Annotated in this window: 12 protein-coding genes; 3 read left to right on the forward strand and 9 right to left on the reverse strand. The window is 68.1% G+C overall.

What is annotated here, in order from left to right; translation table 11 throughout:
- Positions 1-35: 35 nt before the first annotated feature.
- From AC5Y5B_RS21425 to AC5Y5B_RS21435, 3 genes are all read right to left on the reverse strand, one after another.
- On the reverse strand, positions 36-1,349 hold the full coding sequence (locus AC5Y5B_RS21425; protein ID WP_500006338.1) for an acyltransferase family protein: 1,314 nt from the start codon (positions 1,347-1,349) through the stop codon (positions 36-38).
- 136 nt (positions 1,350-1,485) lie between these two features.
- Entirely contained in the window at positions 1,486-1,776 is a 291-nt protein-coding gene (locus AC5Y5B_RS21430; RefSeq protein WP_500006340.1) for a YiaA/YiaB family inner membrane protein, read from the reverse strand.
- Positions 1,777-1,821: 45 nt separating this feature from the next.
- Positions 1,822-3,108: a hypothetical protein gene (locus tag AC5Y5B_RS21435; protein WP_500006342.1), complete on the reverse strand. Its 1,287-nt coding sequence runs from the start codon at positions 3,106-3,108 to the stop codon at positions 1,822-1,824.
- 93 nt (positions 3,109-3,201) lie between these two features.
- On the opposite strand from AC5Y5B_RS21435, the gene AC5Y5B_RS21440 reads away from it, so the two are divergent.
- Complete coding sequence (locus tag AC5Y5B_RS21440; protein ID WP_112635365.1) at positions 3,202-4,257, forward strand: hypothetical protein; 1,056 nt, start codon at positions 3,202-3,204, stop codon at positions 4,255-4,257.
- Positions 4,258-4,263: 6 nt separating this feature from the next.
- Here the strand turns inward: AC5Y5B_RS21440 and AC5Y5B_RS21445 are convergent, their stop codons facing one another.
- From AC5Y5B_RS21445 to AC5Y5B_RS21465, 5 genes are all read right to left on the reverse strand, one after another.
- On the reverse strand, positions 4,264-5,340 hold the full coding sequence (locus AC5Y5B_RS21445; RefSeq protein WP_500006345.1) for a PDR/VanB family oxidoreductase: 1,077 nt from the start codon (positions 5,338-5,340) through the stop codon (positions 4,264-4,266).
- Positions 5,341-5,348: 8 nt separating this feature from the next.
- Positions 5,349-6,278 carry an alpha/beta fold hydrolase gene (locus tag AC5Y5B_RS21450; protein ID WP_500006348.1) on the reverse strand — a complete coding sequence of 310 codons (930 nt, stop codon included), beginning with the start codon at positions 6,276-6,278 and terminating at the stop codon, positions 5,349-5,351.
- 13 nt (positions 6,279-6,291) lie between these two features.
- A complete protein-coding gene (locus AC5Y5B_RS21455; RefSeq protein WP_500006350.1) occupies positions 6,292-7,200 on the reverse strand; it encodes a metal-dependent hydrolase in 909 nt (302 codons plus the stop codon).
- Positions 7,201-7,236: 36 nt separating this feature from the next.
- Positions 7,237-10,500 (reverse strand): thioester reductase domain-containing protein, encoded by a 3,264-nt coding sequence (locus AC5Y5B_RS21460; protein ID WP_500006353.1) that lies wholly within the window; start codon positions 10,498-10,500, stop codon positions 7,237-7,239.
- Positions 10,501-10,932: 432 nt separating this feature from the next.
- Positions 10,933-11,925 carry a diacylglycerol/lipid kinase family protein gene (locus AC5Y5B_RS21465; RefSeq protein ID WP_112635374.1) on the reverse strand — a complete coding sequence of 331 codons (993 nt, stop codon included), beginning with the start codon at positions 11,923-11,925 and terminating at the stop codon, positions 10,933-10,935.
- Between the two features lie 146 nt (positions 11,926-12,071).
- On the opposite strand from AC5Y5B_RS21465, the gene AC5Y5B_RS21470 reads away from it, so the two are divergent.
- Positions 12,072-12,965, forward strand: coding sequence for an oxidoreductase (locus tag AC5Y5B_RS21470; protein WP_500006356.1), 894 nt, complete (start codon positions 12,072-12,074; stop codon positions 12,963-12,965).
- Positions 12,966-13,065: 100 nt separating this feature from the next.
- Entirely contained in the window at positions 13,066-13,983 is a 918-nt protein-coding gene (locus AC5Y5B_RS21475; protein WP_500006359.1) for a DMT family transporter, read from the forward strand.
- 61 nt (positions 13,984-14,044) lie between these two features.
- Here the strand turns inward: AC5Y5B_RS21475 and AC5Y5B_RS21480 are convergent.
- Positions 14,045-14,114: hypothetical protein (locus AC5Y5B_RS21480; protein ID WP_500006365.1), on the reverse strand; the 70-nt coding region annotated here is incomplete at its 5' end.

The following is a 14,114-nucleotide window of genomic DNA, read 5'->3' on the forward strand; positions in this document are numbered from 1 at the left end:
ATAACGCCCCTACCCCGCGGGCCACCGGCTCAGGTCTATGGCGCCGCGACCCGGCGCCCCACCGGCAGTGTGGCCACGACTCGGGCGGTCACCAGCGCGGTCACCACCACGCCCATGCACACCAGCCCGTCGTCTTTCAGCCCCCACCTGATCGCCGCGAGCAGCGCCACGCCGGCCGCGCACAGCAGGGTGCCCATGGCCGCGCTGCGCCCCCGCGACGTCACCGCCGGCGCACCGTCCCACCCGGACAGCGGGTTGTTCTCCAGCGGCCGCAGCGCTACGAACAGCACCGCCACCGCGACGACCACGATGAGCACCTGCGCGAGGCTGATGGCCAGGAAGTCCTGCGCACCCGGAAAGCGCGGGCAGCCAAGGAGATCGAAGGCCAGATGCACACCCAGCAGCACCGGCATGTGCCACAGATACAGGGTCATCGCGCCCGAGTTGCCGATGGCGGTCCACCACCACACGCGGGGCCGCTGCGCCCAGCGTGCGATCGCCGGCGCGGCGGCGATGGCCAACGCGCTCAGGATGATTGCGTGTCCGGCCAGCAGCAGCGACGGCGGGCTGGTGTTCGACAGGTGGTGGTCACCGGTGCCGACCATGCTGATCTGATATGGCCCCCAGTGCACCAGCGCGACGTCGACGGCGAAGAAGATGGCCGCGACGGCCAGCGCGGCGCGGCCGCCGAGCAGCCGGCGACGGTAAGCCACGCCGAACATCGCGGGAATGAGCCAGACGGCCAGGTTGACGTAGCCGAGCGGCATCATTGCCGGCCAGTGCAGCCGGATCACGTCGATCAGCGCGATCGCCCCGTAGACCGGCGCCACCCCGGCGGCCAGGCGACCTGCCGTGGTGATGCGATACAGCACCGGCATCGCGGCCAGCACCAGGACGTAAGCCCCCAGGAACCACAGCAGCTGCGTGCTGACGCCGGCGATCGGCTCGTAGATGTGCTGTGGCAGTGCCCGGTACAGCACGGTCAGCGCCACGGCCCAGAATGCCAGGTAGTAGAACACCGGCCGGAACAGCCGGGTGCATCGCTTCATCAGCCAGGCACCCCAGTTGGTGCCCGGGACCCAGGAGGACACGCAGGCCGCCGCGCCGGCGAAGAAGAACAGCGGCATGATCTGCAGCAACCACGTCATCGCCTGAAACAGCGCCGAGGTGGTGAGCAGGTTGTCCCAGATCAGCACGTGGTTGCGGATGATGCTGGCCGCCATCACGGTATGGCCGAGCACCACACCGACCAGCGAGGTGATGCGGATGACGTCCAGGACGCGATCGCGATCGGCCGGCGTACTCGCGGCCACCTCGGCGACGTCGGGAAACCTGACAAGAGTGGTCATGGGAGCGGAACTGCCCTTCTGTGCTGTGAATGGGAACCGTTGTGGTCAAGCAGGAGTCATGCGTTTGACACAAGCATCGCCGGTCGCGCGGTTGCGGGCCTGCGCACTTCTACGCGTCGGGGCTGAGTAGTTCTACTCAGCCCGCGGCATTGAGCGGGTCGTAGTCGGCCAGCATCTTTTCGACGCGGGCCTCATCGAGCCGCACGCGAACGGTTGCGGCCTCCTGCTGGTCGCGGATCACCTTGGCCAGGGTGAACGCGCTCGACACCAGGAAGAGGAAGGTGACGCCGAGGAACAATCGCGGCCAGGGGTCAAGCGGCAGGAAGTAGATTCCGCCGAGCGCGGCGACGAAGCTGATCGCGAACGCGACGGCGGCCTGGACGAAGAAGGCGGCGGTGGTTTTCGACGTGCCGTTGGGAATGGTCATGCCAATAAGACTGCGGCAGCGCAGCGTTGGCGAGGATCCGTAAGACTACTCAGATTTGGCGGTGCGACCGCGAGTCGTCGCCAGCAGCACCGCCGCGGCACCGGCGGTGCTGACGCCGATCGCGGCGGCAATCACCGTCGCCACCTCCACCGAAGCGAACCCGGAGTCCGCGAGCGGTTTGACCACGGCCGCCACGCCCAGCGCGGGCATCACCAGCCTGACCCACCAGGCCATCGCGCTGTCACCGGGTATCCGCGAATTCGCCTCTGTGACAAACACATACAGTGCCATCAGCAGCAGGGGCGCCGCGCCCAGGATCGCCAGGCCGATCAGTCGCGCTCCGTGAGCCGAGACGACGGCGGCAACCAGCGCGACGAGCGCGACCACCCCCAGCCGCAGGCCTGCGCCGGATGTCGCCCCGCGCATGACCGCCAGGCCCGCGGCGGCGCGCACCGCGGCCCAGGCGCACACCAACGCGGCGGCCACGGCCAACGCGATGCCGGCCACCGCGAGCCACCGCCGGCCGTCGTCGGCGTAGAACTCGGGCACCGCCTCGGCCAGCATCGTGGCGCTCCATCGCCACGGGCCCACCACGCCCCGGTGATCGCCAGCCCACAACATCACCGCGGCCGCGGCCACCAGACCGACGGCCAGCGACATGGATCGCCCCGGCCGGGCGACGCGCGGGACGCGGACGGTGAGGAGTTCGACGCCCACCATCCCCAGGCCGAAGCCGACGAGCTGGCCGGACAGCGGGCGCGGTGTCGCGGCCGTCCCGATGACGACGGGGTCGGTGCTCAGCGCGACGAGGGCCGTCACCGCCACCGCGAGGCAGACGTAGAGGAGCAGGCCCGCGAGGACGAGCGGCAGCGCCAGTGACGCCACGGCGCGCGTCGACGCCCAACACGCGGCGGCGCCAACGACAACGGCGACAATCGCGGCGCCGGCCGGCAACCACGACAGGGTCTTGACGGGGTCTTGATCGGGCCAAAGCGACTGCAGCAGTTGCAATCCGAGCGTGGCGGCGAATTGCGCCGCCAGCACCAGGTAGGCGAGCAACTGAACGATTCCCGCCGCCATCCCCGCCGTGCGGCCCAGCGTGGCGCCGATCAGCTCGGCGGTGCTGCGCGCGTCCGGCGCATGGCCGCGCAGCCGTGCCAGCGCGTAGATCACCGGCATCATGACCACGGCGCCGAGCAGCGCGCCCAACCCGTACCACGCCGCGGACGCGATCACGGCCATGCTCAGCGCGGCGGCCCGCCAGCTCCCCAGCCCCGGCTCCCCCGACCCCGTTTCCCGCCGCGCCGGCGCGGGCAGCGATTTCTTCGGCATCGCCTAAGCATGACGCAGCCGGGGTGAATTGATCGCTGAACGTGACCCGGCTTCGTTAGTTTTGTAGGCCCAACGGCAGTGAGGGCTCGAAATATGTCTGACACGGTGACGGTGACTATCGATCGCAGCTCGGTCGCCATGGGCGACGATACCGAGTCCCACCGCGAGTTCTGGGTTTTCCCTGCCTCGGCCACGATCGATGACCTGCTGGTCGAAATCTCTTCGCGCTTTGTGCCCGGAGTTGCCGGCCCGGCCGGGTGGCGCATCTGTCTCGGGACGCGCCGCGACGAGCAACAGGAAATCGGCCTCATCTACACCCGCGATGACCTCAACCAGCAGGATCAGATCTGCAGGTTGTACCCGGGCGAGAGAACTCTGGGCGAGCTGGCCCGTTGGACGGGATTGCCGGAGTTGGAGGTCTACGCGTCGTACCTGACCTATGACCAGGCCCGGCCCATGGCACTGGACGAGGTGACGGGCGGCCCCACTTGCACGGGCAGCCGACCGGTCAAGCTGGAATCCGAGGCGGCGGCCGACGCCAAGCGTGACTGGGTGATGATGCGCGAACTCGACCGACTGGCTAAGGCGGTGGCGAGCGCGCGGCGCGACTGGGTTCGGGCCAACCTGCTATCGGCCCCGCCGCCGTGGATCGACGTCTTCATCGCCCGCAACTTCCACTACCTGGCCGACCTGCACTGCCCGGCCAGCATGACGCTCGCGGCAAACCTGCTGGGGCTCGAGGAGACCCGTGAAGAACAGTTGACGGCGCGGGCCAACGTCGACGTGCGCGCCGATGTCATGATCCTGGCGATGGTGCTGGCGGCGTTCGAGTGGGGAGCAGAACGCGAAACCTGGCGAGTCGGTGAACGGCCCTACCTCAAGGCCTATCTGGAGCTACTCGCCCACTGCGGTTATCCGCTCTCACCGATCGAACACGTCATGGCCGGCCACATCAGCATCGAGCAGCTCAAATTTTCTGCGGCCGATACCACCAGACTCGAGCGCATCCGCCAACTGCGCGATCAGCAATATCAGCTCCGCATGAACCGCTACTACACAAAAACCCTCAGCGACGAGCAATACCAGGCCGCCATCCAATCCGTGCACGCAGAGCTGTCGAGCTTGGGGGAAGTCCCCGGGCCCCTATAGAAGCGCTCAGGCGTCGATGACCACGCGCCCGGATTTCGCGCGGGATACGCAGACCAGCATCTCGTCGTCGCCTTCGGCGGTGCGCCCGCGGCGATCGACCTGCCCGCCAAGCACTTTCACCTTGCACGTGCCGCAAAACCCCTGCTGACAGGAGTACGCGGTGGTCGCATCGCGATCGAGCATGACGTCGAGCGCCGACCGGTTCGCCGGTACCTCGAGGACCCGCCGCGAGCGGGCGAGTTCCAGCTCGAAGGCCACCCCGTCGACAACCGGTGGAGGGCCGAAGCGTTCGTAGTGCAGCGGCGCGTTCGCGTGTTCGTTGCTGGCGGCGCGCACCGACTCCAGCATGGCGGTGGGGCCACACACGTAGACGGCCGTCGCCGGCCCGGCGCCGGCAAGCAAGTCCGACGCGGTGGGGATCCGGCCCCGCTCGTCGTCGGCCCACACCGTCACCCGGTCCGGGGCGACCGCCAGCACCTCGTCCAACAGCGGCATGTAATCGCGGGTGCGGCCGGCATACACGGCGCGCCAATCGATTCCGCGCTGCTGAGCCCTCTGGATCATCGGCAGAATGGGTGTCACGCCGATGCCGCCGATCACGAACAACACTTCGCGCTCGTCGGTGACGAGATAGAACGCGTTGCGGGGCCCCTCGAACTCGAACCTGTCCCCCACCGTGAACGCGTCGTGCATTTCGATCGAGCCGCCGCCGCCCTCGGCGATGCGGCGCACCGCGATGCGATAGTCGGTGCGCCGGCCGGGCGGACCACACAGCGAGTACTGCCGGCGACGGCCCGACGGCAGTCGAACGTCGATGTGCGCGCCGGGTGTCCAGGACGGCAACAATCCACCGGCCGGGTCGGCCACCGTCAGCGCGACCACGTCGGGGGCGAGCAGCTCGCGGTTGACCACCACCGCGGTGGTGGTGCGCCGCACCGGCTGCACGCGCGAGGATGTCCACCGCGACGCCGACGCCAGGCCGCCGAACAGCGAGCCCACCCCGTACAACGCCGTGTACATGCGGTCGCGTTTGCGGCGGCCGTAGAGATCAGCCGGAATGCTATCCCAAATGGCCTGTCCCACAACGAACCTCACATCTGGCCGGTGTCGCGGCGGTCTGCGGACTGGGCGATCAGGTCGACCCACTCGCCGGTGAGCCGGGCGATGACCTCGGGGTATGCGCTGACCACCCAATGGCCGCCCTCGATCGGGACGACCCTGCCACCCTCCGGGATGGAGCCGGTGAACCGTTGCAGCGCAGGCGATACGAAATAGTCCTGGCGTGCGACGAGTACCTGCACCGGCACGGCGGTCTGCGGCAGCCGCTCGCCGGGCGCGAGCATCGGTTTGGGCATGTTGGCCCGGTACAGGTTGAGCCCGTTGAGGTAGTCACGGATCGAGCGGCTCGTCGCCGCGCGCCGCTGCGCGCCCCGCGGCCGGCCGATGAGTTCCACGCCAGCGAAGACCGCCACTGTCGCCCGCGACCAGATCGCCAGCTCGGGCACGCCGGGGCACAGAAAGAACCAGATGTAGGTGGAGGCGAGCGCCTGCTTGAGGACGTCGAGGACGCCACGCGGCGAGCGCGCGGACCGCAGGAATCGGCCCGCGTAGTTCAGGTGCGGGCCCGAGATGGACGTGAACGAGGCAACCTTGTCCATCACCGCGTCGTCGGTGACCGCCGCCCAGGCCTGGATCGAGCCCCAGTCGTGGGCCAACAAATGAACCTGGTTCACCCCGAGGCTCTCGATCACCGCATCGATGTCCGAAACCAGCTGCGGAAAGCGGTATCCCGCCCGTCTAGGCGGCTTCGACGAGTCGCCGGCGCCGCGCACGTCGTAGGCCACGACGTTGAAGCGGCGGCCCAGTATCTCGGCCACCCCGTCCCACACGTGGTGGTTGTCCGGGTAGCCGTGGATGGCCAGGACGGTCGGGCGTCCCGGTTCGATGTCGGTGTAGGCGTGCACCGCCAGTCGCACGCCGTCGGAGGCGTCGACCGTGGTTGACGCCACTTCGGTCGTCATCGTCAGTGCCGTTTCAGTGCGAGGCCCGGGCGGCGGGTGAGCGGGCCAGGTAATCGACGGCGCGCCCCACCCCGCCCAGCTGGGACGGATGGAAACTCGGCGTGTAGTAAGCCCCGATGACCCGGAGGAACTGGAACGGCCCGGGCACCAAACCGCGCCGCGCCGCGCGGAAGTAGTCCCGCCAACGCGGCTTGGTGCCGGGCGGCAGGTAGGGGTCGACCGAATACATGAACCGCACACCGCGGATGAACAACCACAGCAGCGCGGGCGTGATCAGCAGCTGGGTGCGCACCTGCCGCCAGTACCCGCCGCGCAGGTGCTTCATGGTGTCGAACGCGACCGCCTTGTGCTCGACCTCCTCGGCGCCGTGCCAGCGCAGCAGGTCGAGCATCACGGGGTCGGTGCCCATCGCGTCGTGTTGCGGGGTGTCGAGAATCCATTCGCCGAGGATGGCGGTGTAGTGCTCGAGGGCGGCGACCATCGACACCCGCTCGAGCAACCAGCTCTGCCGCCGGCGACTGCTCCACCGCGGCCGGTCACCGATGAGTTGGGTGAATAGCCAACGCATTTGGTCGGTAAACGGCGTCACGTCGATGCCTTTGGCCGCGAAGTGCCCGAGCACCCCCGCGTGCGCCTGGGAGTGCATCGCCTCCTGGCTGATGAATCCCTGCACATCGCGGCGCAGTTGATCGTCTTTGATCAGCGGCAAGGTGTCCTTGAAGGCGTCGACGATGAATTCCTCACCCGCGGGCAGCAACAAGTGCAGCACATTGCAGAAGTGGGTGGTGAAGGGTTCGTTGGGCACGTAATAGAACGGCAGCGTCGACCAGTCGAAGTCGACGTCACGCGCCTGCAGGACGATCCGCTCGTGGTCGAGCGAGGCATCGTGCGGGCCCGTTGCCTTGTCATCGACGGTGAACATCGTCGCCACCCCTTTCCGCCGTGCAACGTCTTTAGGCTAGGCGCTGCGTTGTGCCTCGTCCTCTACCTCAGTGATCAGACGCTCGCTGCGCAAGAACCGGACCAGATGATCGACCGTCTCGGTCAGGGCCGGCTCGCGCAAGCGGACCTTGGCCAGGCCCCGCCGGTGACGGTACTGGGTGTTGTCGTAGCGCTTGTCGCGCATCGCCGCGATCTTGTCCGCCGACCGGGTGAGGAAATCGACCAACGGGTACATCTGGTCGTTCGGCGTGCAGCGGCGGTTGAGCTGCTCGGTGAACGACGGGATGTCGTGGTACTCAAAGCGATACCCGTAGCGCTCGGACAGGATGCGGGTGACGTCGGTGAGGTTGTAGTAGTCGTCCGCGGTCATGTTGAAGACGCTGCCCACGCTGTCATCTTTGGGCAGGCCCATCAGCGTGACGATGTGATCCGCGATCAAGTCCGCCGGCAGCAGGCTGATCTGGTTGAGCGCGTTGACGGCGACGCCGTGCTCGATCATGAACGCCGTCAGGCGCACCAGGATGTCGTCCTGGCTGCCGAATCCCGCCCGGGTCGGCGAGATGAGCGAGGGCCGGTAGATGCGGACGTCGAGTCCCTTGCGCTGCGCGGCCAGCGCCAGCTGCTCGCCGACCCACTTGGTCTGCGAGTAACCGAAGTCCAGGCCGGCCATCTTCTCGTTGGCGTCCCACTCCCCGACCACCGGCTCGGTGCTCCAGCCGTAGATGAACGTGCTGGAGACGAGGTGGAAAGCCTTGCGGTGGCTGATCATCGCCAGCCGTAACAGCTCGCGCGTACCCTCCACGTTGGCGGGCCGCAGCGCGTCGTAGGTGCGCACGTAGTTGACCAGGGCGCCGTTGTGCACGACGACGTCGACGTCCTGCGCCAATTGCTGGAAGGCCGCCTCGCCGATGCCCAGCGCGGGCTGGGCGAGATCGCCGCAGACGACGCGAACCCGGGCGCGGACGTCGGCTTCCAGCGCCGGCGTCCAGAGCTGGGCGCGGCGCAACGACGCGACGATGCGGTCAAGGCCGTGCGCGGGATCGGTGGCGCGTACCAGTGCGTGCACCGTGTAGGTGGTCCGCGCCAGCAGGCTGCTCACCAGGAACGGCCCGAGGAACCCGGTCGCGCCCGTCAGCAGCAGGTCGGTGGGCTCGCCCGGCCGCGCGGGCGCGAGCTCCGGCAGCGGCAGAGCCGCGTCGGCCCGCATCTGGGCGGCCTCGTGGGCCTCGTATTCGGCGGAGATCTTGTCCAGCGCCCCGCGCAGCGCGTCGAGCGGCCGGCCGGAATCGTCGCCGAATTGCCTTATCAGTCCGAAGAATTCGGACACCGTTAGTCGCTGGAGGAGCCGCGTGTTGACCTCGTCGGCCAGCTCGCCGGCGCCGTTGTCCTCCAGCAGGGCCTGCAGGTCCGTGCGCAGTTCGGCCAGCGCCAGCGAGTCGATGCCGAGGTCGGCGAACGAGCAGTCCTCGTCACCGGTGAGGTCGTAGCTCTCGATGAGGTTGCGGAAGCGCTCCAGCGGACCGGCGCCCGCACCCAGTTCGCCGTGAGTCCGGTTGGCCGACTGGTTGATCCAGGTGGCGAAGGCGGGCAGCTTGTCGTCCAGCCACAGCTGGCGTGTCGAAGCGCGCCGGATCTTGCCCGACGTGGTCTTGGGGATGCTGCGCGGCGGCGCGAAAACGATCGCGTGTGGATCGATGTGGCAGTGCCGGCGGATCGCGCGGGCCACCGACTTGGCGTCGGGAAGGTTGTGCTCGTCGCGCACCTCGGCGACGACGATCAGCGCTTCGGTCTCATCGTGTTCGACGGAGAAGGCGGCGACACAGCCGCTCCGGACGTGCGCGGCCGTGCGCTCGACGACGGCCTCGATGTCGGAGGGGTAGCAGTTGACGCCGCGGACGATGATCAGGTCCTTGCTGCGGCCGCAGACGAAAAGCTCACCCTCGTAGAGGAAGCCGAGATCGCCGGTACGCAGGAAGGAGTGCTCGTCATCGCCGGCGATGTGGGCACCGAACATTTCCGCGGTGAGCTCCGGGCGGTTCCAGTAGCCGGCACCCTTGGAGGGCCCGGCCAGCCAGACCTCGCCGACCCGCCCGTCGGGCAGCGCCTGGCGCGATTCGGGATCGACGATGCGAACCAGCGTCTCCTCGATGGGCTTGCCGCAGCTGACCAACGCGACCTGGTTGCTGTTCTCCGGCAGCGCCTTTTCCACGCGCGCCACGTTGCGCTCCAGCCCGCGCTTGTTGACCGCGATGGTCTGGCGGCCGCGGATCGACACGATCAGGGTGGATTCGGCCATGCCGTAGGCGCCGGTCAGCGCCTCGGGCCGCAGCCCGTACTCGGCGAACCGCTGCCGGAAGCGAGCGAAGGTGTTGGCGCGCAGCGGTTCCGCGCCCACGACGATGCATTCCAGGCTGCTCAGGTCGACGCCGGCCAATTCCGCGGCGGGCAGCTTGTCCTCGCGCAGGCAGTATTCGAGCGCGAAGTTCGGCTCCGGGGTGTGAGTGGCGCGCACGTCGCTGATGAGCCGAAGCCAGGACGACGGCCGGGCGAGGAAGTCCAGCGGCGACATCGCGTGGGTGGACCCGCCCAGCAGCACGATGAACATGTAGGCCGAGATCAGGCCCATGTCGTGGTGTTGCGGCAGCCACGAGGCCAACACCACGTCGCCCGTGAAGGCCGAGCCGTTGGCGATGACGTTGGCGTGGGTGACGATGACACCCTTGGGGTTGCTGGTCGAGCCGGAGGTGTACTGCAGGAACAACACGTCGCCGGGGGTGTCGGCGACCGGGGCGCCGCCGAATTCCTGCGCGCCGTCGGTCGCGAACCAGGGCAGCTCCGGCAGGCCGGCGTCGGCCTCGTCTGTCCAGACCCGCTCGCCGCGGCGTTGACCGAGCAGCAGGCGGAAGTCGTACTCGAACTGTTTGGTCGACAGCACCGCCGCCGCCTGGCAATCGCGGGCGATGAAGCTCAGCTTGGCCAACCCGGAATCGAAGGACATCGGCAGGGGCGGGCTGACCGGAACGGCGATCACCCCGATGCGCGCGCACGCATACAGCGCCGCGATCATCTCCAGACCGGGCGGGTAGACCAGCAGCGCACGATCGCCCGACTTCAGACCGGCCTCTTTGGACAGGTATGCGGCCAGCTCGCGGGTGCGTTCGGCGAAGGCCTGGTAGGTGTAGTGCTCGAGTTCGCGGCCGTCCCCATCGACGAACCGGAAGAGGGTCTGATCCGGCTTCTGCGTTTCCCACATCTGCAGGTAATCGATCAGCGTCTCCATCGTAGGAGTGATCCCCCTTCCAGGTTGGCTTAGCCCGAGAACGACTTCCGTCGTGAATATAAAGACCAATGTAGCGCCGCGAGCCCGTCCTGAGCAAAGCGTGAAGCCGCGTTAATGGCCGTCGCACACCACATTCACAGGTGAAACTTAACCGATGGAATCTAATGCGCGAATGCTGATCTGCGCACATACGGACTTCAGTATGTCAGGCGGGGGCGACCAGGAATTATCCCAGCTGAGCCGCCTGAGATACTGAAGTGCGTATCTACGAATTCGCGCATTTTCTATTTCGCCCCCCAACGCACAATCGGACGCGAAATGCTATTACCTTCGTCACGCCAAATGGCGAAATTGCAAATCGAAAACCGCAATTCGATTCGCCCCCCAACGGCAATGATCGCGGCCGCGCCGCCGAACTGCCTGCGTGGCCGGCTAGGAGGGCACTGCGATGCGGATCCGCGGGCCCGAGCGGGCCACCAGTCTCACGATGCCCGGGAATCGCTCGCCGTCGATGATGGGCGACAGTGGTTCGCCCTCGGCCTCGATGACCATTTCGCGGCCGTTGACATCGCGGAGCCCGTCGCCGCGGAGCATGCCGTTGGTCAGGGCCGTCGGAAGCTGGGCGACGATCCTCGACGGCCGCAGGTATCCGGCCTGAAAATGCAGCGCGCCGGGCTCGGACGCCTTGGGGAACAACCGAAGTGGGCCACCGATGCGCAGGTCGATCGCGCCGGCGTGCAGCAGGCTGTGCGTGCGCGACGGGACCTCGTCGCCGTCGATCACCACGCGCGCCTGCGTCGGGGTGAACAGGATGGACGCATAGTTCGGCGTCTTCACACGGCCGGGGGCGACCTTGGAGGTGATGTAGTCGCCGAAGCTGCGGGCGATCACTCGCGCGACGGCCAGCCGGCCGTGGTCGGGTGAGTCGTAATACCGGTCGTAGAAACGGTTTCCGACGCCGCCGGCGGCCAGCCCGAAGCAGAGCCGATGAAACGGCGCGCCCTCGGCCGTGGCGCCGTCGAGCACCAACGTGTCCAGGTTCACCTCGGGCGGAGGTCGATTCGCTTCGGCGGCCGCCGTCAGCGCGCGGATGATCGCCTCGGGGCGCCCGCGCACCCGGGCCTTGCGGGCGACGGCGTTGACGCTGCCGCCATTGGACGGGACGAATGCGGGCCAGCGTTGTGGGTCACCGATGCAGTGCTCGATCTCGTTGATCAACCAGTGCAGTGCGCCGTCGCCGCCGTCGCCCACCAGATGGGTGACCCGCGGCGCGAGCTGCGCGATGGTGTCGCGCAGTTGGTCGATCGAGTTGGTCTCGTGCACCTCGCCCCACGGGCCGACGATGCGACGCAGTTCGGCGATGCGATCGCGGGAAGCGGACCGATTTTTCCGCGCTTTCGGATTGACGATGACGCCTAGATGCATCCGGCGATCCCCGCGTCAAGTGGGATGTCGCTGGCCATCCCAGGCACGATACCGGGCGGACCGGGTGACCGACATCGCTGCGCCGGCCGCCGCGGGCCCCTCGGGCCACCGGCCGGGACCGCACGTGCGAAGTTAGGGTGGCTGCCATGGCCGATTGGACCGCAGCACAGCTGCCCTCGTTCGCCGGACGGACCGTCGTCATCACCGGGGCCAACGCCGGGCTGGGCGAGGTCACCGCCCGCGAGTTGCTCCGGGTGGGCGGCCACGTCATCCTGGCCGTCCGCAACACCGACAAGGGCGACGCGGCCGCCGCGCGCATGACCGGCTCGGCAACCGGCCCCGCGACCGGGAAAGTCGAGGTGCGCCCGCTCGACCTGCAAGACCTGTCCTCGGTGCGGCGCTTTGCCGAGGGCATCGACAGGGTCGACGTGCTGATCAACAACGCCGGCATCATGGCCACCAAGCACGCGGTGACCGTCGACGGTTTCGAGGGTCAGATCGGCACCAACCACCTCGGCCATTTCGCGTTGACCAACCTGCTGTTGCCCAAGCTGACCGACCGCGTGGTGACGGTGTCCTCGCTGATGCACCACTTCGGCTACATCAGCCTCAAGGACGTGAACTTTCAGTCCCGGCCGTATTCGGCCTGGCTGGCGTACAGCCAATCGAAGCTGGCCAACCTGTTGTTCACCAAGGAGCTGCAGCGGCGGCTGAACGACGTCCCCACGTCGCTGCGGGCCCTGGCCGCCCACCCCGGCTGGTCGCACACGAACCTGCAAGGGAACTCCGGCCGCAAATGGGGCGACGCGGCGGTGCTGGCGGTCGACCGGATCGTGTCCACCGATGCCGACTTCGGCGCCCGCCAGACGCTGTACGCAGCCTCGCAGGATTTGCCGGGCGACACCTTCGTCGGCCCGCGCTTCGGGTTGTACGGCCGCACGCAGCCCACGTGGCGGAACTGGCCGGCAAAGCGCGCGGGCACCGCCGCCGCCCTGTGGGAGCTGTCCGAGCGGCTCACCGACACGAAGTTCCCGCTCTGATGCCGTCTTCGCTGGCCGGGCGACCTTCGACGCGCCGGTCGCCCGGGCCGTGACTAGATTGGATGGGTAGCGCCACCGCACCCAGCGAGGAGGTAATGCCATGTCGGACGCGCATCTGGCGGCCATTATCGCCCTGTGCGCCGCGTTGGCGTCCGCGATCGGCAACGTGGTGCGGCAGCGCTCCGCGCAGGAGGTCACCGACAAACGGGTGGGCCACCTCACGTTGTTCGGCATGTTGTTGCGCGACAAGCGTTGGTGGATGGGCGGTTTGGGGGACATCGGCAGTTACGTGCTGCTGGCCGCCGCGCTCGACAAGGGCTCGGTGTTGTTGGTGATGTCGTTGCAGGTGACCGCGCTGCTGTTCGCCCTGCCGATCTACTCGCGGATGACCGGTAACCGGATCACCCGCCGAGAGTGGACCTGGGCGCTGGTGCTGGCGGTGGCGCTGGCGGTGCTGATCGCGATCGGGGACCCGACCGGCGGCCAGCAACGGGCGCCGCTGCACATCTGGGTCGTGGTCGCCGTGGTGATCGGCCCGCTGTTGTTGCTCGGGCTGCTGGGAGCGCGGATCTGGGCGGATCGCCCGGTCGCGGCGCTGCTGCTGGCGGCCGTCGCCGGAACGCTGCTCGCGGTGTTCGCGGTCCTGATGAAGGGCGTGGTCGACGTCCTGGAACACCACCCCGGCCAGGTATGGATGTCATTCGAGCTGTACGCGCTGGTGTTCTGCGGCGCGGCCGGGATGATCTATCACCAGTCGGCGTATCGAGCCGGCGCGCTCACCGCCTCGCTGCCGACGATCATCGTGGCGAAGCCGGTGGTGGGCGGGATCCTGGGCATCATCGTCCTTCAAGAAACGTTGGCAGCCGGCGGCTGGGAATGGTTTGTCCTGGCGGGGACGCTCGTCGTGGTGATCGTCGCGACGGTCGGGTTGGCTCGCGGTGAGGCCGCCTCCATGTCGGCCGGCGCGGGTCGCGACGTGAAATCCAGCTCTCGACCCGCCGCGGCCACCCAGGCCTGAAGCGGCCGAAGGGATTGCCGGCTAAGCATTCTCGATCCCGGCGTGGGCCGGCGTGCACCACTTAGGGGTTGATGGTGTTGTCGCCGACCTGGCGGCCCCAGACGTATTCGATGGCGTACGGCGACCCGGTG

This window comes from Mycobacterium sp. NGS33 (genome assembly GCF_059812885.1).

Coding starts and splice junctions, on each gene's coding strand:
- AC5Y5B_RS21425 (WP_500006338.1), bottom strand. CDS start 1,349: ATGACCACTCTTGTCAGGTTTCCCGACGTCGCCGAGGTGGCCGCGAGT.
- AC5Y5B_RS21430 (WP_500006340.1), bottom strand. CDS start 1,776: ATGACCATTCCCAACGGCACGTCGAAAACCACCGCCGCCTTCTTCGTC.
- AC5Y5B_RS21435 (WP_500006342.1), bottom strand. CDS start 3,108: ATGCCGAAGAAATCGCTGCCCGCGCCGGCGCGGCGGGAAACGGGGTCG.
- AC5Y5B_RS21440 (WP_112635365.1), top strand. CDS start 3,202: ATGTCTGACACGGTGACGGTGACTATCGATCGCAGCTCGGTCGCCATG.
- AC5Y5B_RS21450 (WP_500006348.1), bottom strand. CDS start 6,278: ATGACGACCGAAGTGGCGTCAACCACGGTCGACGCCTCCGACGGCGTG.
- AC5Y5B_RS21455 (WP_500006350.1), bottom strand. CDS start 7,200: ATGTTCACCGTCGATGACAAGGCAACGGGCCCGCACGATGCCTCGCTC.
- AC5Y5B_RS21460 (WP_500006353.1), bottom strand. CDS start 10,500: ATGGAGACGCTGATCGATTACCTGCAGATGTGGGAAACGCAGAAGCCG.
- AC5Y5B_RS21465 (WP_112635374.1), bottom strand. CDS start 11,925: ATGCATCTAGGCGTCATCGTCAATCCGAAAGCGCGGAAAAATCGGTCC.
- AC5Y5B_RS21470 (WP_500006356.1), top strand. CDS start 12,072: ATGGCCGATTGGACCGCAGCACAGCTGCCCTCGTTCGCCGGACGGACC.
- AC5Y5B_RS21475 (WP_500006359.1), top strand. CDS start 13,066: ATGTCGGACGCGCATCTGGCGGCCATTATCGCCCTGTGCGCCGCGTTG.